This window comes from Flavobacterium erigeronis (genome assembly GCF_054075165.1).
On the sequence record NZ_JBSKGP010000001.1, the window covers coordinates 879,288 to 900,325 of the forward strand.

Below are 21,038 nucleotides of genomic sequence, written 5' to 3' on the forward strand. Positions count from 1 at the left end.
AACGGATTGCTTCAGGGTTTTTTTATGATTTTATTGAATCGAAGCTTCATAAATTTCCTTAATTGAGCTTTCTAATCGAGCGTTAAATTCCGAATCGAGTTGCTGAGCCGTCAGTCCTTCAGACAAAGCTCTTGAGAAACTCGCAATCAATCCGTGGTTTTCTGCTAGTTTCTTATTGGCTTCTTCTCGAGAATATCCGCCCGAAAGCGCCACAACACGCACCACGTGCAGATCTTTCATTAAATCACTATAAAAGTTATTTACGGTTGGTATAGAAAGTTTGAGTATAACTTTTACATTTTCGTCCAATAAATTAAGCTGTTTCTGGATTTCGACTTTCAGTATTTCTTCAGATTTTTGTTTGTCTGTACTGTAAATATCAATTTCAGGCTCAATTATAGGAACTAATCCTTTTTGGAAAATTTGTAAACCAACTGCAAATTGCTGTCCGACAACTTCCTGAATCCCAATTGCATTTGCCTCTTTAATAACAGAACGCATTTTGGTGCCAAAGATTTTTCGCTCCACAGCGCGATCCAATAATTCGTTTAGATTCTCTATGGGTTTCATTAATTGTACGCCGTTCGCAAGATCGGTAAGACCTTTGTCAACTTTTAGAAACGGTATAATGTGTTTTTTCTCCCAAAGATATTCAGCCGTCCATTGTCCGTCGATTTTGCGATCCATGGTGTTTTCAAACAAAATAGCGCCTAGAATATATTTACTGTCAAAAGCTGGACTTTTTATAATTCGGGTTCGCATTTCATGTACAAGCGTGTACATTTCTTCTTCATTTTTATACTGGTTTTCTTGAACGCCATATTGCGATAATGCCTTTGGTGTACTGCCACCGCTTTGATCTAATGCAGCAATGAATCCTTTTCCGGTATGCATGAGATTTAATTGTTCTATATTTTTCATAATAATGAATTTTAGTTTTTTCTAAATCTCTCTAAATTAAGAATTTTTTCGCGCCTAATTCTTAATGAACTGTAAAATTTCTTACAATCCCATTTTCTCATTGACTTTGTCATAAACTTCTTTTACCTTTTTTGGAGGATCAAATCGGTAACCAACAGAAAGTTTAACGGTAGCAATATTGTCATTTAACCTCGGATCAACTTTGTCGTCTTGGGCAAAACTTACCGTATTAAGACTTGCAAAACCAAAGAAACGATCGTTGTTATAAGCTAATTTTAAATTAAAATCGGCTTGGTACAAAGCTGAGGTGTCTCCGTCAATATCGTTAACTCCTGCGCCTAAAGCTAATCCCGCACCAATTAAAACCCTATCGCTAATTACAAAATTGTAGTAATAAGCAGGAGCAAGGGTAAAGACATACAAATCGCCAGGTGACGAATCGGGAGTGTTTAAATCTAGATTGGTATAATAAAAAGAGAAGGACGGAATAAAACTTCCTGAACTTTTAGTCTGCCATTCGTTTTGGCTCGTCAGGGTTTTAAAAGAAAATTTATCATTGAAAATATAAGAAGTCGATCCTCCGATTTTGGTGGTTCGCATGTTTGGCAACTGAGCCGTTATATTATCATCGCTAATATAAAATCCTTTTTGGTTGATGAAGGTAAAGGACTGCATCCATTTTTTGTAATAAAAACGGGTATGGAAATTGAAGTTCTTAGATTTTGAATCGCCCGTATTGCCGCTCAGGAATTTAGGTGCAAAACCAATCGAAATGTCAATAATTCTGTAGCTTAAGCTAAAACCAATCTGTTCGCGCCGATTCGGAATAAGATCAACATAGAATTTTGGTTCCTCAATATCTGAAGTAATCTGAAAACTATTCGAGGTGTCTAAATAATAAACACTGGCGGTAATTTTATCATTGTACGATTTAAAATACCGATTTTGTAGGGTGTCGTTTTGAGCGAAGCATCCGAAAATGCTGGTGAAAAAGAGTATGTAAATTGGTTTTAAATTCATTCAACTAGAGAATATGTTAGTTTACAAATTGCTCCAGCGGAGCAAAATATTTATAGCAATTATATTAGTAGACAACAACAAAGCTCCAGCGGAGCGCGATTATATTTCAGCAAAAATATATTCATCTTTAAAATCAATATCGAACAATTTCAAAAATGCGATATATTCTTCTTTGAATGTTTTTGTTTTATGATGTTCTTCCTGATTTTCAATGTATTTTATAACATTTGTTAATTGTGAATGGCTGTAAGAAAAAGCTCCAAAACCTTTCTGCCATTCAAATTTACCGTTTGTCCACTTCTGTTCATTTATAAATTTTGATGAATTGGATTTTATATCTCGTACTAAATCTGATAATGTAATATTTGGTTTTATTCCAACTAAGATATGAATATGATCTGGCATTCCATTAATAGCAATGAGTTTTTGTTTTTGATTGGTAATAATTCCTGTAATATATTTATAAATTTCATCTTTCCATTTTTGGGAAATTAAGTTTTGTCTTCCTTTTACCGCAAAAACAATTTGAACATATAATTGAGAATAAGTATCCGCCATTTTTAATTAAATTATTGAAAGGCAAAGCTAATTAATAATTTTATTTTGTAGGATAAGTATTTCTTTTTTTGTTTGTGAAATATGTCGCTCCGCTGGAGCTTTTTATCTAAATCATTTCTAAATTGCTATAAATATTTAGCTTCTCCGAAGCTTTTCTTAAATATAATAGTTACAAAGGGCTTCGGTGAAGCCAAATATTTATAGAACAAAATAATTACCAACCACAAAAGCTCCAGCGGAGCGACATATTTTTTATGCGGAAGCATTTTCCATATTTGACGATTCTATTCTATAAATATTTCGCTCCGCTGGAGCTTTTTGGAGAGGGAGGATCATCTTTTTCTATAAATATCTAGCTTCTCCGAAGCTTACTTTTAATATGAAAATTAAATGCAAAAAACTTCGTTTCTCCTGTAAAGTTTATGTATAAAAAATGCTCCCTGAGGAGCATAATATTTATAGATAATTTGAAATGTCTAGATATAAGCTCCAGCGGAGCGACATATTTTTAACTTAATGTTTAAAATAAACATCAAAGCCATTCATGCGGATTTGCCAACACATTTATCAATTTCTCTTCTTCGCTTCCCACTTCTGGGTGATGATCGTAAACCCATTGCACATGCGGAGGCAAACTCATTAAAATACTCTCGATTCTTCCGTTGGTTTTTAATCCGAATAAAGTGCCTTTATCGTGAACTAAATTAAACTCAACATAACGGCCACGACGAATTTCCTGCCATGTTCTTTGTTCTGGTGTATACGAAAGATTTTTTCTTCTATCTACGATTGGCACGTACGCTTCAAGGAAACTATTTCCAACTTCGGTTACAAAGTTGTACCAATCTTCCATTGACATTGATTCATTTGCTTTGCAATAATCAAAGAACAAACCGCCAAGTCCGCGCGCTTCATTTCGGTGTGCATTCCAGAAATACGAATCGCATTGTTTTTTATATTTCGGATAAAACTCCGGATTGTGCTTATCGCAAGCTGTTTTACAAGTTTGATGAAAATGAACCGCATCTTCTTCAAACAAATAATAAGGCGTTAAATCTTGTCCACCGCCAAACCATTGCTGAATCACATTTCCAGCTTCATCGTACATTTCAAAATATCGCCAATTGGCGTGCACGGTAGGAACCATCGGACTTTTCGGGTGAATCACCAGACTTAATCCGCAGGCGAAAAAATCAGCTTCGCCAACACCAAACATTTTTTGCATCGTTTCCGGAAGTTTCCCATGAACGGCAGAGATGTTTACACCGCCTTTTTCAAAAACCGCTCCGTTTTCAATCACGCGCGTTCTTCCGCCGCCGCCTTCTGGACGTTTCCATAAGTCTTCACGGAATTTAGCTGTTCCGTCAACAGCTTCTAATCCAGCTACGATTTGGTCTTGTAAGTTTTGTATGTATGCGTAAAATTTATCTTTCATTTTTTATTTTTCATTTTCCAGTAAAGTATCATGATATTTGAATGCAATATTCATATCAATCACGATTGTGGTATCTTTTTTTATAATTTTTACAAATCTAGAATTTGCTTTTTTTACTAATGAATCTCCGATTTCAGTATTTTCCCAAATAATAGGATAAACATAAATTATACCTGAATCCTTCAATTTAAAGGTCTGATTCATGTGGTTTTGTTTGTCTAAATATTTTTTTACGAGTGATCCAGAAAATTTTTCACCAAACATGTTTATATATGCATCTTTACTCATTTTGGCTTCGTTAGAATAATAGGAACAAGTACTGACGAATATTGCAAAAAAAAGCATCACAAAAAAACCTTGATATATTGGGTTTAAATTTTTAAACTCAAACTCAGATATTTCTTCAAGTGAAATCATATTATTGCTTATCTAATAAATTTTCTTCGTATTCTGATTTAAGCAATCCGAAATAAACCGAGTTTTGCAACTCTCCATCACCATTTCTAAATTCGTCTCGTAAAATTCCTTCTTGTTTAAAATTGTGTTTCAATGCAATTCGCTGACTGGCCAAATTAACTTCCGATGTACATATAACCTTATTCATCAATAATTCATTAAAACAGAAATCAAGCGCTTCAGAAACCATTTTAGATGTTATTCCCTTTCCTTGATAATCTTCGTCAATAAAATAGCCTAATTCACATTTAGAAATGCGATAATCGATTGTTTTTACACACAAATAACCAATCAGTTCGTTGGTATTTGTATTTCTGGCAAAAAAGAAAAATCCCTCGTTATTTTTCTCTTTATCTGAATTGACCGCAATAAAATCTTTTGCTTTCGATAAAGAATCAGAATTAGCGAGTGTTACAGGGAAAGTTTTTGCAATATGATTCGTATTCTTTTCAATTAGTTTATAAAACTCTTCAGGAAGAATATTTTCAATTCGGTCTGTTTTCCAATTTGTAAAACTCATTTTATTGGTTTTTGAGTGAAGCGATTTTAGCATTTATTCCGAAAGAAAAAACGTTGCTTTTCTGCTGAATGTATTGATAAATAGACAAAACTTTTTCTTGGAAATCGTATTCTGATTTAGAGAATTCCAAAAGTAAATCGGCAAATTGTTCTAAATGATCCCAATCAAAATGAAGAAGCATCAACAACGAAATTAATTCTTCATTTGAATAATCAACCAAAGTTTCAATGTTTAATCCGAAATCTTTTAGTTGCTCTTCAATATTTGCTAATTGTAAGCTGTCCAAAGGGTAAGGTACAAAAATGAGCGTTCGTAATGTTTTAAGAACATTATCGATTCTGATTTTTTCTTCGTCTCTTAGGCCTTTGTTGAGCATTTGTAGATTTGATTTATTCTGAATGTTTTCATTTCGTCTCCACGGATTAAAATCCGTGGCTACAAAATAAATCGTTCCTGCGGAACTTTATGAATGTGTTTTAACTTTTCAAAGAAAACTGAACACTAAAAAGCTGAACACTGAATATTAATTCCCGTATTCCTTAACAGCATCAATAAATGCCTTAGCGTGATCAACAGGAATATTTGGTAAAATTCCGTGACCTAAGTTTACAATATATTTATCTTTTCCGAATTCGTCAATCATTTGGTGAACCATTTTCTTAATTGTCGGAATTGGAGAAAGCAATCTTGAAGGATCAAAGTTTCCTTGTAAAGTGATATTTCCTCCAGACAAATAACGAGCATTTCTAGCCGAACAAGTCCAGTCAACACCTAAAGCAGACGCACGGCTTTTACCCATGTCACCAAGTGCAAACCAACAACCTTTTCCGAAAACAATTACCGGAGTAATGTCAGCCAAAGCATCAACAATCTGGTTGATGTATTTCCATGAAAATTCCTGATAATCAACTGGAGAAAGCATTCCTCCCCAAGAATCAAAAATCTGAACGGCATTTACGCCTGATTTTACTTTTTCTTTTAAGTATAAAATAGTGGTGTCTGTAATTTTTTGTAATAAAGTATGCGCTGCAGCTGGATTAGAAAAACAGAAACCTTTAGCAGTATCAAAACTTTTAGAACCTTTTCCTTCAACGGCATAACAGAAAATTGTCCAAGGCGAACCAGCGAAACCGATTAACGGAACTTCATCATTCAACATTTCTTTAGTCAGTTTTACAGCGTCGAAAACATAACCTAAAGTTTCATTTACATCTGGAACATAAACTTTATGAACATCTGCCAAAGAACGAATTGGATTTGGAATAATCGGACCTAAATTGTCTTTTAATTCTACGTGAATTCCCATTGCACGTGGTACAACCAAAATATCTGAGAATAAAATCGCCGCATCTGGAGCAATTCTGCGAATTGGCTGAACTGTGATTTCCGCAGCTAATTCTGGCGTTTCGCAACGTGTAAAAAAATCATATTTATCACGCAGTTCTCTAAATTCTGGTAAATATCTTCCTGCCTGACGCATCATCCATACTGGCGGACGCTGAACTGTTTCTCCTTTTAATGCTTTTAAAAATAGGTCGTTTTTTAACATGTTTTTTATTTTAGTTGCAAAGTCGTAAAGTGACAGAGTTGCAAAGGTTTTTATTTATATTCGTTAATTACATCTTCAATCACATCTTCAACTGTTGGCTGATTGGCGATAATGATGTTTTTGGTGATTTTTTGTAAAGCTTCGGCAGTGGTTTCTCCAATGCAAAAACAGATTTCTTTATTAATTTTATTTTCTTTCAGATAACTTTTTACCCCAGACGGACTAAAAAATAATAAAGCGTCTGGTTGTACTTTTATTTTCTGTGGCGTTAACGAAGTATCGTAAACTTGAATTTCGTTGAATTGTATTCCAGCTTCTTGTAAAGCCTCTGGAAGCGTATCTCGTCTTAAATTCCCACTGAAAAAAGTATAACTTTCTTTGTTGTAAATCAAAGCAATAATTTCGGCCAAATCTGCTGCGTAACCCGTGTAAGCCATAACATTAAACCCATTATCGCTTAAAAGCGATTTGGTTTTTAAGCCAACGCAGTAAACGTTTTTTGTCTTGAGCTTTTCTGATTCTGGGTGAGATAAAACACTGTGGACGGCATTCTGACTTGTAAAAATCAGACTTTCGTTGAGGTTTTCTAATTTGAAATATTTGTTTTCGGTTTTAATGAAGTCGGCTTCAATAACTTCGAGACCAATTTTTACCAGCTCTTGTTTTAAAAGCGGATGTAATATTTTAGTGGATACTATTTGAATCGGTTTCGCCATTATTTCTTCAAAGATTCTTTAATAGATGCCATCAATTCTGCGCCGCCATTATTCAAAATTTCTTGAGCGGAATTAAAACCTAGTTTTTTCCATTCTGAAATGTCAACCGTTTTGTCGATTTCCAGTTTTTGTTTTCCGTCAACAGAAAGTAAAACACCTTGAAAATGCAAAGTATCTTCATCTTCGTTATAGCGAACCAAAGCCCCGATTGGTGCTGTACATCCGCCTTCGAGCGTTCTTAAAAACTGACGTTCGATGTGTGTACAGATTTCTGTTTCAATATCGTTTAATTGCGAAAGTGCGTCAAGAGTATAATTGTCATTTTCCATTGCCACAACCAACATCGCTCCTTGCGCCGGCGCCGGAATCATCCAATCCAGATTAATAACGTTTTCTGGTTTTAAGTTGATGCGTTCTAAACCTGCAGCAGCAAAAACAGCTCCATCCCAATCATTATCGTTCAATTTCTGCATGCGCGTATTTACGTTTCCGCGTAAATCAACAACTGTGTGATTTGGGTATCTATTGAACCATTGTGCCTGGCGACGCAGACTTCCGGTTGCAATGGTACTTGGATTAGCAAAATCAGGATTTCCTTTATGAACTAAAATGTCCAAAACATTAGCTCTTTCTAAAACCGCTGCCTGAACAATTCCTTTTGGCAAAGCAGTCGGAACATCTTTCATAGAATGCACCGCAATATCAATATCGCCGTTTATCATCGCGATATCAAGGGTTTTAGTGAAAATTCCAGTAATCCCTAATTCATAAAGGGGTTTGTCCAGAATAATATCACCCTGAGATTTAACAGCAACAATCGAAGTTTTATAGCCTAAATCATTAAGTTGTTTCTCAACAGTATGTGCTTGCCAAAGTGCTAATTCGCTGTCACGCGTCCCTATCCTGATCGTCTTTTCTGCCATTTTTAAAAATTTCACCATATAAGTAATATAAGTTCATTTTAGAATTGTATTTGAGCAAAACTAATCAGTAGCGCTTTTAATATGAACTTATATTACTTATATGGTTTAAATATAAGGTTTTATGTTTTTATGATGCTTTTATTTTGAAGACTTTTTCGATCCATTCGATGCTTTCGTCAACCATGGTGTCGTCGTCTTTTAAATGATTTGCAAAATGAGTAGTGATTTTCTGGATGATTCTGTTGCTGATGATTTCAGCTTGCTCTTCATTAAAATCAGCAATTTTTCTGCTTTGAAAATCCAGTTCCGAAGCTTTGATGGCGTTTAATTTTTCTTTTAACGCGTTGATTGTCGGCGCAAATTTTCTGCCTTTCATCCAGGTTGTAAATTCTTCTTTAACTTCTTCAATAATAGCTTCTGCTGCAGGAATGTGTAATTTTCTGTTTTCCAAAGTTTCATCTGTCAATTGAGACAAATAATCCATGTGAATTAAAGTTACACCTTCTAATTCCTCTACATTTTCATTTACGTTTTTCGGAATCGATAAATCCAGAATTAATAAAGGTTTTTTAAGATTTAAAATCGCTTTGTCAACCGTTGGGTTTTGCGCGCCTGTTGCCACAACGACAACATCCGCTTTTTGAAGTTCTAAATGTAATTCAGAATAATCTTTAACAATCAGATTCAATTTTCCAGCCAATTTCTCGGCTTTGTCTTTTGTTCTGTTGATTAAAGTGATATGTTCGTTTTTAGTATGTTTTACCAGATTCTCGCAAGTATTTCTTCCGATTTTTCCAGTTCCGAACAATAAGATATTTTTATTGCTGATATTCTCAACATTTTTCATAATGTATTGTACGGATGCAAAAGAAACTGAAGTCGCTCCAGAACTAATTTCGGTTTCATTTTTAATTCTTTTGCTTGCCTGAATCACTGCATTAACCAATCTTTCCATAAAAGCATTGGCTAAATTCATTGATTTTGAATGAATAAAAGAAGTTTTTATTTGAGAGATAATTTCGAAGTCACCCAAGATCTGACTGTCTAAACCAGTTCCTACGCGAAAAATATGATTGATAGCTTCTTGATTTTTGTAAACGAATCCCACTTTTTGAAAAGCGTCAACAGATCCGTTACTATTATCGCAAATCAATTTTATTAATTGAAATGGGTGTTCTGCAAAACCGTAGATTTCGGTTCTGTTGCAGGTTGAAGTTACAATTAAGCTTTCTATTCCATCGTTTTTAGCTTGTTCCAGTAATCGCGTTTTCGCAACGGCATCCAAACTAAATTGACCTCTGACCTCAGCATCAGCTTTTTTATAACTCAGACCAACTGAGTAAAAATAAAGATGTTTCGGTACGTTATTGTTTTCCATAAATTCACTTTCATAAAAGTGCAACAAAATTATTACTATACCATCGATAAAAATAACGCTAAAAGTACTTTTTATGTCGCTGTATGTTTTTTTGATCCTAAATAGGTGTTTTTGAGTAAAAAGGACTACTTTTGTAGCAAAATCAACTCATTTGAAGTGATTAGTTTAGAGTCGTTCTAAATAACGTTTGAACTTTGTTTTGATTTTCGTTTCAAAAAAATATCGCTATGGGTTCTCAAGAAATTATAAAAATTGAAGACGACTTTACGCTGATCCGTTTTCAAAACGACAGTTCCGAGCCATTTTTTGCACAGCACGAAATTGTAGGTACTGGCCTGATACAGTTTCACTTCGGAATAAAAGGCAACGCCAAATTCTTGTTCAATCAAGGTACTTATGCTTTGGAGTTGAAAGAGGAAAAATCACTGCTTTTATATAATCCACAAAAGGAATTACCGCTTCATTTAGAGTTGGCTCCAAACTCGTGGGCAATCTCTGTAATTGTTTCAATAAAGAAATTTCACGCGTTATTTTCGGCGGAAGCCAATTATATTACTTTCTTAAGTCCAGATAATAAGGATAAGAAATATTATAACGAAGGAAATATCAGTCCGTCAATGGCAATTGTGCTGAGTCAGTTGTTTCATTACAACCTTCATCCTTCTATAAAAAATCTTTATTATAAAGGAAAAGGATATGAATTATTGAGTTTGTACTTCAATAGAACCGAAGATCCAAATGCAGAACAATGTCCATTTTTGATTGATGAAGATAATGTTTTGAAAATCAGAAAAGCCAAAGAAATTGTAATTGCAAACATGGCTGAACCGCCAGGATTGCAAGAATTGGCAGATGAAATTGGACTGAATTTGAAAAAGCTCAAAATGGGTTTTAAACAAATTTACGGCGACACGGTTTATGGTTTCCTTTTCGATTACAAGATGGATTTCGCCAGAAAACTATTAGACAGCGGATCGTATAATGTAAACGAAGTAGGGTTGAAGATTGGATACAGCACAGGAAGCCACTTTATAGCCGCATTCAAAAAGAAATTCGGAACAACACCAAAAAAATATTTGATGTCGATTAATGCGAATGTGTGATTTTTTTCGCCACGAATTTCACAAATTGACACTAATTAAAAATGCTTTGATTGCCCGAATGCAATTCGCTCATTTCTGACGAACGAATTATTGGAACATCAATTTTATAAATCAAAACATAAACAAAAAATAATAATTATCATATTTCTAATAAAGTACAGCACTTACTTTTGCGGAAATTTTTAAAAATAAATAAAGGCTCTAAGCCTAAAGCAAAAAACATGAAAGGCGTATTATTAGTAAACTTAGGTTCTCCAGACAGTCCACAACCAAAAGATGTAAAACCATATTTAGATGAATTTTTAATGGATAAATACGTAATTGACGTTCCGTATTTATTGAGAGCATTATTGGTTCGCGGTATTATTTTAAGAAAAAGACCAGAAGAATCGGCTCACGCTTACGCGAAAATCTGGTGGGAAGAAGGTTCTCCGCTTGTTGTTCTTTCTGAAAGAATGCAACAAAAAGTACAGCCATTAGTAAACGTTCCAGTTGCATTGGCAATGCGTTACGGAAGTATGACAATTGAAAAAGGTCTTCAGGAATTGCACGATAAAGGAGTTACAGATGTAATGCTTTTTCCTTTATATCCGCAATATGCAATGGCTTCGACTTTGACTATTTTGGTTAAAGCCGAGGAAATTCGCAAAAAGAAATTTCCTCGCATGAAATTTACCGATGTTCCTGCATTTTATAACAAGCCTGATTATATCAAAAACTTAGCAGATTCTATCCAGAAACATTTGGTTGGATTTGATTATGATCATTTATTATTTTCATATCACGGAATCCCGGAGCGTCATATCCGTAAAACCGATGTAACGAAATCGCATTGTAAAATTGACGGCTCTTGTTGCAACACGCCATCGCCAGCACATGAGTTTTGCTACCGCCATCAATGTTACGAAACTACAAGACAAGTCGTTAAATTATTGGGGCTTCCTGAAGATAAGTACAGTTTAACTTTCCAATCTCGTTTAGCGGGAGACAAATGGTTAGAACCTTATACAGATGTTGAAATCGATAATATGCCAGCAAAAGGAATCAAGAAATTAGCGGTTGTAACTCCGGCTTTCGTTTCAGATTGTTTAGAAACTCTGGAAGAAATCGCAATGCGAGCAAAAGAAGATTTTGAAGCAAACGGCGGAGAAGAATTTTTAGCAATTCCGTGTCTAAATGACGACGACGAATGGTGTGAAACCGTTTCGAATTGGATTAACGATTGGGCTAAGTAATTGAAATTGTTGAAATGAGTAAACTAAAATATCTGTCGATTCTCTTTTTAGCTGCTATAATTTTATCGGGATGCAAAAAAAGAGAAACTTTTGAGAACAACGTTTTTTTTGATAAAACATTTAACTGGGAAATTGCAATTCCAGATGATTATGAAAAAGTGAATCAGAAGGAACAAGTCGAGAAAGGAGCGCCACTTTTGATTGAGACAAAGAATTCTATTGTTGCCTTTAAAAGAGATAATAAGAATTATTTTTCTGCTAATTATGAAGATGTTACTGGAGACAACAGATCGGTTGACCTCAATTTAAGATTGAAAGATTTTTTATTTTTAAAGAAAATAGGTCAACTCTATCCAAAAGGTAAAATGGGAGATTATGCTGTAACGAGTGAGAATATTTCAGGTTTAAAATTTAGAAAATCAAAAATTGCTGTTACAGAAAATGGCAAGACTGTTGCGACAGTTGTAATTTTCTCTAGCATTTTTATTGATAAAGTTTTTACAGCTTCAATAGTTTATGAAGACGAAGAGTATGGCAATGCTATGATAAATCTGTTTCAAAAATCAACATTTAAGCAATAAATGGAATACTATAACTATTTAAAATCACTGCATTTAATTTTTGTAATCACTTGGTTTGCAGGATTGTTTTATATCGTGCGTTTGTTTGTGTACCAAATTGAAGCCAACGACAAACCTTCGCCAGAAAAAGAAATTCTACAGGCGCAATACAAAATAATGGCCTATCGTTTGTGGTATATTATAACATGGCCGTCGGCAGTTTTGGCGAGTATTTTTGCTTTTTGGATGCTATTTTTTACAGAAGCCGGTCATGTTTGGATGAAAATGCCGTGGATGCATGTAAAACTGTGTTTCGTTTTTCTTTTGTATTTGTATCACGGAAAATGCCATCAGATTTTTAAACAGCTGCAAAACGATGAGGTAAAATATACCAACAACTTTATGCGTTTATGGAATGAAGGTGCTACGATTATTTTGTTTGCTGTCGTTTTTTTAGTAGTTTTAAAAAGCGCCATCAATTGGATTTTCGGCGTAATCGGAATTATTTTATTCTCCGTTTTAATCATGCTGGGATTCCGATTTTACAAAAGAATCCGCGAGAAGAAATAAAAAAGAGTTGCCACGAATTACACGAATGGCGCGAATTTCTATTTAAAGTTTTGCCACAGATTAAAGGATTTGATGGATTTTCAAATTATACTTTAAAAAAAATCATTAAAATCCTTTAATCTGTGGCTAAAAAATTCGTGCCATTCGTGTAATTCGTGGCAACAAAAAAACAAAACTCAGATGCTAAACTTCAAAATGTCAATGCTTTCGCTTCGTACCAGGATTTTCCTGTCGATGATTGTATTGATTGTGGTAGCATCTTTTTTATTAGCTTCGATTTCGATTATTCAATTTAAAACCGAAGCAAAAGAATACCATCAGGAACGACTTGAACGAAAAGAAAATGCCGTCAAAGAACACATCAATTATGTTCTGGCAACGACTACTTATCCGTTGAAAACGCAGAATTTGGATTTGATTTTTAAAGATAAAATCCACGAACTGGCACAGATTCATAAAATTGAAATCAATATTTATAGTCTTGATGGAAAACTGCTCAAATCTTCTAAAGAGACTTTTGCAGTAGATAAAGTCGCTCCGCCAATCCCAGAATATATTCTAAAACTCGTTCGTTCTTCTATCGAAAAGCGATTTGTCGACATCAAAACTATTGACGGCGTTAAAAACAGATCTTCGTACAGTTTAATAAAAGACGAAAAATTCAAACCGCTCGGTATTTTAAATCTTCCATATTTAGAAGACGACGGTTATTATGATAACGAGCTGAATACTTTCTTGATTCGTTTGAGTCAGGTATATTCTTTTATGTTGATCGTGGCTTTCGCGTTGGCTTATTTCCTTTCGACTTACATTACAAAATCACTTAAAACCATTTCAGATCGTTTAGAAGAAACCAACTTGGATCAGAAAAACGAAAAAATCGTTCTGGAAGCGAATAGCAAAGAGGTAAACTTCTTGATTAAAGCCTATAACGGAATGGTGGACAAACTCGAAACCAGTGCCGTAAAATTAGCGCAAAGCGAAAGAGAAGAGGCTTGGCGTGAAATGGCGAAACAAGTTGCACACGAAATTAAAAATCCTTTGACGCCGATGCGTTTGACGGTGCAGAGTTTTCAGCGGAAATTTGATCCGAACGATCCAAATGTAAAGCAGAAAATGAATGATTATTCCGAAACCTTAATTCAGCAGATTGATACCATGACAGCTGTGGCTTCGGCATTTTCGAACTTTGCTTCTATGCCGGCACAGCAGAATGAAACGCTGAATGTCGTTGAGGTTGTCGAACTGGCGTTAGATATTTTCAACGAAGATTATATTGTTTTTGAAAGCGAAGAACGAGAAATCATTTCCAAAATGGATCGTACGCAATTAATTCGTGTTATTACCAACTTGGTTAAAAACGCAACTCAAGCCATTCCAGAAAGCCAGTTTCAGAAATCAATTGTAGTTACGGTAAAACGCCTTGAGGGTAATGTTGAAATTGCCGTAAAAGACAACGGAATTGGTATACAGAAGCAAGATATAGGAAGGATTTTCGAACCAAAATTTACCACTAAAACAAGTGGTATGGGACTCGGACTCGGAATTATCAAAAACATTATAGAAAATTACAAAGGAACAATTACCTTTGAGTCAACTTACGGAAAAGGAACCACTTTTACAGTTTCTTTGCCTATCACAAACTCATAAAACCACTGTCATGAACTACGAAAATATTTTAGTTTCTATCGAAGAAAGAATCGCAACGATTACTATAAACAGACCCACAAAACTAAATGCTTTGAACAAAGCAACGATCAGCGATTTAAGTAAAGCTGTTTCGTTTTTAGAAAGTGACGATAATGTTCGTGTAATTATCATAACCGGAACAGGAGAAAAAGCTTTTGTTGCAGGAGCGGATATTTCGGAATTTGCAAATTACAATGTTGTTGAAGGGGCACAATTGGCTGCTGAAGGACAAGAATCTCTTTTCGATTTAATCGAAGGACTTAAGAAACCAGTTATTGCTGCAGTTAACGGATTTGCTCTTGGCGGCGGATTAGAATTGGCAATGGCTTGTCATTTTAGAATTGCTTCTGATAATGCAAAAATGGGACTTCCAGAAGTTACTTTAGGATTAATTCCAGGTTATGGAGGAACACAGCGTTTGCCTCAATTGGTTGGAAAAGGCCGTGCAATGGAAATGATCATGACCGCAGCCATGATTTCTGCCGAAGAAGCGAAACAATACGGTTTGGTAAATCACGTAGTGCCACAAGCTGAACTTTTGTCTTTTACAAATGTAATTGCGCAGAAAATCATTAAAAATGCTCCTTTCGCTATCGGAAAAGCAATAAAAGCAATCAATGCTAATTTTACTGATGGTAAAAACGGTTTTGATGTCGAAATAAAATCATTCGGAAAATGCTTCGGAACTGCCGATTTTAAAGAAGGAACTACAGCATTTCTAGAAAAAAGAAAAGCTGAATTTACAGGAAAATAAAGTTATACCGCAGAGTTGCACAAAGATTCCACAGAGATACACCAAGAAGATTTTATTAAACTTTGTGTGACTTTGCGAAATCTTTGTGCAACTTTGCGGTAAAATAAACACAAAGAGAGAAAAACTTAGAATCTCAGCCTCTCAGAACCTTAGAAGCTATAAAAAACCTTAGCACCTTAAAAAAAATGTACGAACCAATATTTGCCCTTTTTTGTGAACGAGTTAAAGAAAGCATCCAAAGCGGAACTTTCGCTAAATTGACTTTGGCCAAAACAATGGGCGATACCGACTTAAAAAATGTTTACTTCCGCTTGGTTTTAAACGAAGACAATACGTATTCGATCTCGCTTACTTTTCGCTATAAAACCGAAGAAATAGAAAGCATTCATACTTTAGACGAAGCGTTGTTGATTTTGGGTTCGCACATCAAAAACCCTTTTCTAACGGCACTTTTATTTACAACCAACGATGACGTAACTTTTAAAGTAAATAAAAAAAATGCTGGAAGCATTATCGAGCAAGCACCAACATTTAAAAATGCGTCGCCAGTAATGTTAGAAATGATTGAGAAGGGAATTGTTTAAATAGGAATCCTTCCTATGTTTTCAACGGATTAAAATCCGTTGCTACAATATGACCATTTCTACGAAACTTTATTTTGAATTATAAAAAGAGCCATAGGCTCGATACATTTTGTGGGGACGGATTTTAATCCGTCTGAAAAATTGAGGTAATTACTTTGCGGGACTTCGACTTCGCTCAGTCTGACAAGAGAATAAAATTCTTCGTGAATCTTTGTGAAACCTCTCTGTGAATATCTGCGAAATAATCCTAAACCAGCTTTACAAACAGATTAGAAGCAATTTTATTCGAAATAGATAATTCGGTTCCATTCACTTTAATTCGAACCGATAAATCGAAAGATTCTTTAGAAAGAAATTCAATTTTCGATCCTAAAGCGATTCCTTGTTTGTCTAAGTATTTAAGAAATTCCGATGAGGTATCTTTAACACCCACACAAACGCCGATCTGGTTTTCCTCTAATTCAGATAAAAGCTGTTTTTCAATTTTTATAATTCGTCCGTTTGCATCTGGAATCGGGTCACCGTGCGGATCTTCAGTCGGATTTCCCAGAAAATCATCCAAACGGTTAATCAATTGCTCTGATTTGATGTGTTCCAATTGTTCGGCAATATCATGAACCTCATCCCAGCTGAAATTTAATTTTTCTACCAAAAACACCTCCCATAAACGATGTTTTCTCACAATCATTTTCGCGGCAAGCTTTCCGTTTTCGGTTAAAGAAACGCCTTGGTATTTTTTATAATTCACTAAATCTTTCTCTGCCAATTTTTTAAGCATATCAGTTACAGAGGAAGCTTTCGTTTCCATAATTTCAGCAATAGCATTAGTGCTCACTTCCGTCTCCAAAGCAGCAGTCAGATGATATATAGATTTTAAGTAGTTTTCTTCTGAAAAGGTCATTCTTTTTTAAGTTTCAAAGGTGCAAAGTGACAAAGAGACAAAGTTTTATGTTTTGTCAGTTTGAGCTTTGCTTATTTTTTAGACAATAAATAAAGATAAAATAAAGAAATCATAAAGTTCGGAGAAAAGCTTTGCAACTTTGTCACTCTGCACCTTTGAACCTCTCATTTAACAATCAACAAAGGTATCGAAATTTTATGTCTCAATTTGTCAACCGTTGTGCCAAAAAGAATATCTTTTAGTCCAGTGTGGCCGTGGGTTCCCATAACGAGAATGTCAAAATCTCCACCGTTTATAATTTCTGGAATTACTTTGTTTGGTTTTCCAAAGCCAAGTTCTGTTTCGATCTTGAAACCTTTTTCGGTTAACATGTCTTTATACTGAAGTAAAAGCTTTTCATCGATTGTGGTTTCATGATCATGTACATGAACGCCGTACATTAAGGCTCCGACTGTTTCTACGACGTGAATTAGAGTATAATTGGTTTCAGCTCCTCCCAATTCAAAAGCTTTGTTTAAAGCAGTTTCGTCTGCATTTGAAAAATCTACAGAAATGGCAATGTTTTGAATGCTTTGGCTTTGTTTAGGAGAAAAACGCAACTGCAAATTGTGAGGCGAATGATTGATCGTTTTTGCCTTTGCTTTTGCAATAAAAGGTTTAAATACAATGTAAAGCAGTAATCCTAAAAAGCCAAATGCTAATGGAACGACTGTTAGCCACAAAATGGTTGGATGATTAGATTCGGCTAGCCAAGAAGTAATTTCGTCATAAACCAGTTTCGCATTCAATGAAACAATAATCAATGCAATAATCCACGAAACAATCTGAGTCGTTTTAGAAATATGAAAACCATTCATTTTCGATTTATCGCTCACAAAATGGATTAGCGGAATTATGGCAAATCCCAATTGGAGACTCAAGATTACCTGACTTAAAATCAGTAATTTTCCTGTAACATCTTCTCCGTAAATGTAAATGACGATTAAAGCAGGAACAATCGCAATTAAACGCGTAATAATTCTACGAACCCAAGGCTGAATTCTCAAATGCAGATAACCTTCCATTACAATCTGTCCCGCCAGCGTTCCCGTTACGGTAGAACTCTGTCCAGCGGCAATAAGCGCGACGGCAAATAAAATGGGCGCCCATTTGTTTCCTAAAAGCGGTTCTAAGAATTTATGTGCATCTTGAATTTCAGCAACTTCAAACATTCCGTTTTTGTGGAAAGTTGCCGCAGCCAGAATCAATATGGCTGCATTAACAAAAAAGGCAAGATTTAGCGCAATTGTCGAATCGATAAAGTTATATTTCAACGCCTGTTTGATTCCCGCGGGCGTTCTGTCAAATTTTCTAGTTTGCACTAAAGACGAATGCAGGTAAAGGTTGTGTGGCATTACGGTTGCTCCAATAATTCCGATCGCAATATACAAAGCAGCAGAATTTGGAATAGAAGGAACGAGTCCGCCGATGATTTTATGAATTTCTGGTTCGGCAAAAATCATTTCGAAAATAAAAGAAAAACCAATAATTGCCACCAAAGCAATAATAAAAGCTTCCATTTTTCGAATTCCTTTATTAATCAAAAACAAAAGGATAAAAGTATCCAATACAGTAATCAAAACCCCTTCCAGAAGTGGAATCCCGAATAAAAGATTAATACCAATCGCCATTCCGAGAACTTCTGCTAAATCGCAGGCGGCAATCGCAATTTCAGCTAGAAAATATAAAATGTAGTTAATGTATTTAGAGTACGTTTCTCTCGAAGCCTGCGCAAGGTCACGCTGTGTTACAATTCCGAGGCGGGCACTTAGACTCTGCAAAAGCAAAGCCATTAAGTTACTCATTAATAAAACCCAAACCAAAGTGTAGCCAAATTGGCTTCCGCCGGCGATATCGGTTGCCCAGTTTCCTGGATCCATATAACCTACGCTTACTAAATATGCTGGACCTAAAAAGGCTAAAATTTTTCTGAAACCTGTTTTTTTATGTTCTGTAGAGACAGATTCGTGTACCTCTTCTAAAGATTTACCCATTGTAAAAGTATTGTTTTCACAAATATAGAGAAAAATTATATTCGCGAAACAATATTTTTAGACGAGTCTAAATGTTAAATGTTAGAATTTAAACATTTTGGGCACAATCCAGAAAGTGTAAAGTTGATCTCGTTTACTTTGTAATTGTGTGGCATAATGTAACTAGGTTTTACACTTTCCAAGCAAGTAATTTCATGACAGTTTTCGCAGCTAAAATGAGCATGGTTGTGAATGTGCACACGTTGATGTGAATGATTGCACTTCGCATACTTTACCGTTCCGTCAAGATTCGAAATTTTATGAATAACATCTTCATTTATTAATCGGTCTAGAATTCTATAAATAGTAACGCGATCGCATAAATCATTTAATTGTTTGTGAATTTCGGTGTGCGAAAGAGCGGTTTTAGATTTTTCAAACACTTCTAAAACAGCGGTCTTTGCGGCGGTATTACGTGTCGTTTTCATTTGTACAGCATTAAAAATTAAACGCAACAATGTTGCAATTGATAAAAATATGTATATTTGCAACAAAATTGCATTAAAGCAAAAGTACACAGAATGAAGAAAATAAGCACACCTTTTTACGATATTTTAGGAATTTCAAGCGCGACCATTTGTCTGGTTCATTGTTTGATTTTTCCTCTTTTAACGATTCTTCCTTTAGGTTTGAGTCACAATCCAATTATAGATTTACTATTTGCTTCGATAGGTTTATTTGCAATTCTCAAAATTATAAAAAAATCAGCTCTTTTGGTGTCGTCTATTTTAGTTGTTTCAATGGCGCTAATTTGGATCAGTGTTTTGGCGGATCTTTTTTTCGAAATTCATTTGGATCTGATTTATTTCGGAGGAATTGGAATGGTCATCGGACATTTAATTAATTACAGATTACACAGAAAACAAAATCATTAAAATAACCCATTGCGTGAAAATAAAACTTGATTTAAACACATAGAAACATAGATTTTATTGTTTCGTTTTAAGAGTATAGAAAAAGCTAGCTTTAACACATAGTTCTATGTCTAATTATTCTAAGTGAAACGCCTTTTTCAAAATCCTAAAAGCTATGTCTCTATGTGTTTAAAATAATTTCGCCCAATAGATTTAAAAATTAGCAATATGGAAAAGAAGAATTTTGAAGTGATTATCATTGGCGGAAGCTACAGCGGATTATCGGCTGCCATGAGTTTAGGGCGCGCTTTGCGTCAGGTTCTTGTTATTGACAGCGGTTTGCCTTGTAACAGGCAGACACCGCATTCTCATAATTTTATTACGCAAGATGGTGAAAAGCCTGCAGTTATTTCGGCGAAAGCCAAACTTCAAGTTGAATTTTACAAAACAGTTGAATTCTATAACGGACTTGCAGTGAAAGCTTCGAAAATTGAAAATGGTTTTGAAATTACAACAGAAACTGGAGATGTTTTTACAGCTAGTAAAGTATTGTTTGCCACTGGTGTTAAAGACTTGCTTCCAGAAATTAAAGGGTTTGCAGAATGTTGGGGAATCTCGGTTTTACATTGTCCGTATTGTCACGGTTATGAAGTTAAAAACGAAAAAACCGCGATTATTGCCAATGGAGAAATGGGTTTCGAATTTGCCAAACTAATTTCGAATTGGACAAAAGATCTTCGTTTATGCACTAACGGTAAATCGGAACTGACTTCAGATCAAACGGAAATCTTGAAGAAAAAAGGTGTTTTAATTTTAGAAGAAGAAATAGCTTCTTTTGAACATAATGCTGGATATGTCACTAATATCGTTTTTAAAAATGGAGAAAAAGTCGATGTAAAAGCAATTTACGCCAGAGTTCCTTTTGAACAGCATTGTCCGCTTCCAAAAGATTTAGGTTGTGAAATAAATGAGATGGGATATTTAAAAGTCGATTTCATGCAAAAGACAAACATTCCAGGAATTTATGCCAGTGGAGATGCAACGACTCAAATGCGTTCCGTGGCTTTGGCAGTTTCTACGGGTTCTTTCGCAGGAGCGGTAATCAACAAAGAGCTTATTGACGAAGATTTTTTGTAGATGTTTTTAAACCATATAAGTCATATAAGAAAATTTAAAGTTTTTCTAAAATAAACTTATATGACTTATATGGTTTAAAAATTTTTAACGGATTGAAATTGAA

Annotated in this window: 23 protein-coding genes; 9 read left to right on the plus strand and 14 right to left on the minus strand. The window is 34.9% G+C overall.

Going from position 1 to position 21,038, the window contains the following annotated elements:
* Positions 1 to 30: 30 nt before the first annotated feature.
* The 11 genes from ACWA1F_RS03685 to hemA all read right to left on the minus strand — a co-directional run bounded on the left by ACWA1F_RS03685 (position 31) and on the right by hemA (position 9,476).
* Positions 31 to 921 (minus strand): fructose bisphosphate aldolase, encoded by an 891-nt coding sequence (locus ACWA1F_RS03685; RefSeq protein ID WP_456891677.1) that lies wholly within the window; start codon positions 919 to 921, stop codon positions 31 to 33.
* Positions 922 to 1,002: 81 nt separating this feature from the next.
* Positions 1,003 to 1,941, minus strand: a complete 939-nt coding sequence (locus ACWA1F_RS03690; protein ID WP_456891679.1) for a DUF4421 family protein — start codon at positions 1,939 to 1,941, stop codon at positions 1,003 to 1,005.
* Between the two features lie 99 nt (positions 1,942 to 2,040).
* Positions 2,041 to 2,499, minus strand: a complete 459-nt coding sequence (gene tnpA, locus ACWA1F_RS03695; protein ID WP_456891681.1) for an IS200/IS605 family transposase — start codon at positions 2,497 to 2,499, stop codon at positions 2,041 to 2,043.
* A gap of 532 nt (positions 2,500 to 3,031) precedes the next feature.
* Entirely contained in the window at positions 3,032 to 3,934 is a 903-nt protein-coding gene (gene hemF, locus ACWA1F_RS03700; protein ID WP_456891683.1) for an oxygen-dependent coproporphyrinogen oxidase, read from the minus strand.
* Positions 3,935 to 3,937: 3 nt separating this feature from the next.
* On the minus strand, positions 3,938 to 4,351 hold the full coding sequence (locus ACWA1F_RS03705; protein ID WP_456891685.1) for a hypothetical protein: 414 nt from the start codon (positions 4,349 to 4,351) through the stop codon (positions 3,938 to 3,940).
* Position 4,352: 1 nt separating this feature from the next.
* Entirely contained in the window at positions 4,353 to 4,910 is a 558-nt protein-coding gene (locus ACWA1F_RS03710) for a GNAT family N-acetyltransferase (RefSeq protein ID WP_456891687.1), read from the minus strand.
* Between the two features lies 1 nt (position 4,911).
* Positions 4,912 to 5,286, minus strand: a complete 375-nt coding sequence (locus ACWA1F_RS03715) for a hypothetical protein (protein ID WP_456891689.1) — start codon at positions 5,284 to 5,286, stop codon at positions 4,912 to 4,914.
* 147 nt (positions 5,287 to 5,433) lie between these two features.
* Positions 5,434 to 6,459: a uroporphyrinogen decarboxylase gene (gene hemE, locus ACWA1F_RS03720; RefSeq protein WP_209572690.1), complete on the minus strand. Its 1,026-nt coding sequence runs from the start codon at positions 6,457 to 6,459 to the stop codon at positions 5,434 to 5,436.
* A 50-nt stretch (positions 6,460 to 6,509) separates the two neighbouring features.
* Positions 6,510 to 7,175, minus strand: coding sequence for a uroporphyrinogen-III synthase (locus ACWA1F_RS03725; protein WP_456891691.1), 666 nt, complete (start codon positions 7,173 to 7,175; stop codon positions 6,510 to 6,512).
* The gene (hemC, locus tag ACWA1F_RS03730; RefSeq protein ID WP_456891693.1) at positions 7,175 to 8,098 is read right to left on the minus strand and encodes a hydroxymethylbilane synthase; all 924 of its coding nucleotides are present in this window, start codon (positions 8,096 to 8,098) and stop codon (positions 7,175 to 7,177) included. The genes ACWA1F_RS03725 and hemC overlap by 1 nt, the downstream gene beginning before the upstream one ends.
* A gap of 127 nt (positions 8,099 to 8,225) precedes the next feature.
* Positions 8,226 to 9,476: a glutamyl-tRNA reductase gene (gene hemA / locus ACWA1F_RS03735; RefSeq protein WP_456891695.1), complete on the minus strand. Its 1,251-nt coding sequence runs from the start codon at positions 9,474 to 9,476 to the stop codon at positions 8,226 to 8,228.
* A 227-nt stretch (positions 9,477 to 9,703) separates the two neighbouring features.
* On the opposite strand from hemA, the gene ACWA1F_RS03740 reads away from it, so the two are divergent.
* The 7 genes from ACWA1F_RS03740 to ACWA1F_RS03770 all read left to right on the plus strand — a co-directional run bounded on the left by ACWA1F_RS03740 (position 9,704) and on the right by ACWA1F_RS03770 (position 15,971).
* On the plus strand, positions 9,704 to 10,579 hold the full coding sequence (locus ACWA1F_RS03740; protein ID WP_306153895.1) for an AraC family transcriptional regulator: 876 nt from the start codon (positions 9,704 to 9,706) through the stop codon (positions 10,577 to 10,579).
* A gap of 221 nt (positions 10,580 to 10,800) precedes the next feature.
* Positions 10,801 to 11,814 (plus strand): ferrochelatase, encoded by a 1,014-nt coding sequence (hemH, locus tag ACWA1F_RS03745; RefSeq protein WP_456891697.1) that lies wholly within the window; start codon positions 10,801 to 10,803, stop codon positions 11,812 to 11,814.
* A gap of 14 nt (positions 11,815 to 11,828) precedes the next feature.
* Positions 11,829 to 12,395, plus strand: coding sequence for a hypothetical protein (locus ACWA1F_RS03750; protein ID WP_456891699.1), 567 nt, complete (start codon positions 11,829 to 11,831; stop codon positions 12,393 to 12,395).
* Positions 12,396 to 12,944, plus strand: coding sequence for a CopD family protein (locus tag ACWA1F_RS03755; protein ID WP_456891701.1), 549 nt, complete (start codon positions 12,396 to 12,398; stop codon positions 12,942 to 12,944).
* A gap of 234 nt (positions 12,945 to 13,178) precedes the next feature.
* A complete protein-coding gene (locus ACWA1F_RS03760) occupies positions 13,179 to 14,594 on the plus strand; it encodes a sensor histidine kinase (RefSeq protein ID WP_456891820.1) in 1,416 nt (471 codons plus the stop codon).
* Positions 14,595 to 14,604: 10 nt separating this feature from the next.
* On the plus strand, positions 14,605 to 15,387 hold the full coding sequence (locus ACWA1F_RS03765) for an enoyl-CoA hydratase/isomerase family protein (protein WP_456891703.1): 783 nt from the start codon (positions 14,605 to 14,607) through the stop codon (positions 15,385 to 15,387).
* A gap of 185 nt (positions 15,388 to 15,572) precedes the next feature.
* Positions 15,573 to 15,971: a hypothetical protein gene (locus ACWA1F_RS03770; protein ID WP_456891705.1), complete on the plus strand. Its 399-nt coding sequence runs from the start codon at positions 15,573 to 15,575 to the stop codon at positions 15,969 to 15,971.
* Between the two features lie 247 nt (positions 15,972 to 16,218).
* Here the strand turns inward: ACWA1F_RS03770 and ACWA1F_RS03775 are convergent, their stop codons facing one another.
* The 3 genes from ACWA1F_RS03775 to ACWA1F_RS03785 all read right to left on the minus strand — a co-directional run bounded on the left by ACWA1F_RS03775 (position 16,219) and on the right by ACWA1F_RS03785 (position 19,372).
* Positions 16,219 to 16,872, minus strand: a complete 654-nt coding sequence (locus ACWA1F_RS03775) for a metal-dependent transcriptional regulator (protein WP_306153881.1) — start codon at positions 16,870 to 16,872, stop codon at positions 16,219 to 16,221.
* Between the two features lie 164 nt (positions 16,873 to 17,036).
* Entirely contained in the window at positions 17,037 to 18,905 is a 1,869-nt protein-coding gene (locus ACWA1F_RS03780) for an Nramp family divalent metal transporter (protein WP_456891707.1), read from the minus strand.
* A gap of 74 nt (positions 18,906 to 18,979) precedes the next feature.
* On the minus strand, positions 18,980 to 19,372 hold the full coding sequence (locus ACWA1F_RS03785; protein WP_306153878.1) for a Fur family transcriptional regulator: 393 nt from the start codon (positions 19,370 to 19,372) through the stop codon (positions 18,980 to 18,982).
* Between the two features lie 93 nt (positions 19,373 to 19,465).
* Here ACWA1F_RS03785 and ACWA1F_RS03790 point away from each other — a divergent pair, with 93 nt between their 5' ends.
* Both ACWA1F_RS03790 and ACWA1F_RS03795 read left to right on the plus strand, forming a co-directional pair.
* Positions 19,466 to 19,819, plus strand: coding sequence for a MerC domain-containing protein (locus tag ACWA1F_RS03790; RefSeq protein WP_456891710.1), 354 nt, complete (start codon positions 19,466 to 19,468; stop codon positions 19,817 to 19,819).
* 207 nt (positions 19,820 to 20,026) lie between these two features.
* On the plus strand, positions 20,027 to 20,935 hold the full coding sequence (locus tag ACWA1F_RS03795) for an NAD(P)/FAD-dependent oxidoreductase (protein WP_456891712.1): 909 nt from the start codon (positions 20,027 to 20,029) through the stop codon (positions 20,933 to 20,935).
* Positions 20,936 to 21,038 lie beyond the last annotated feature (103 nt).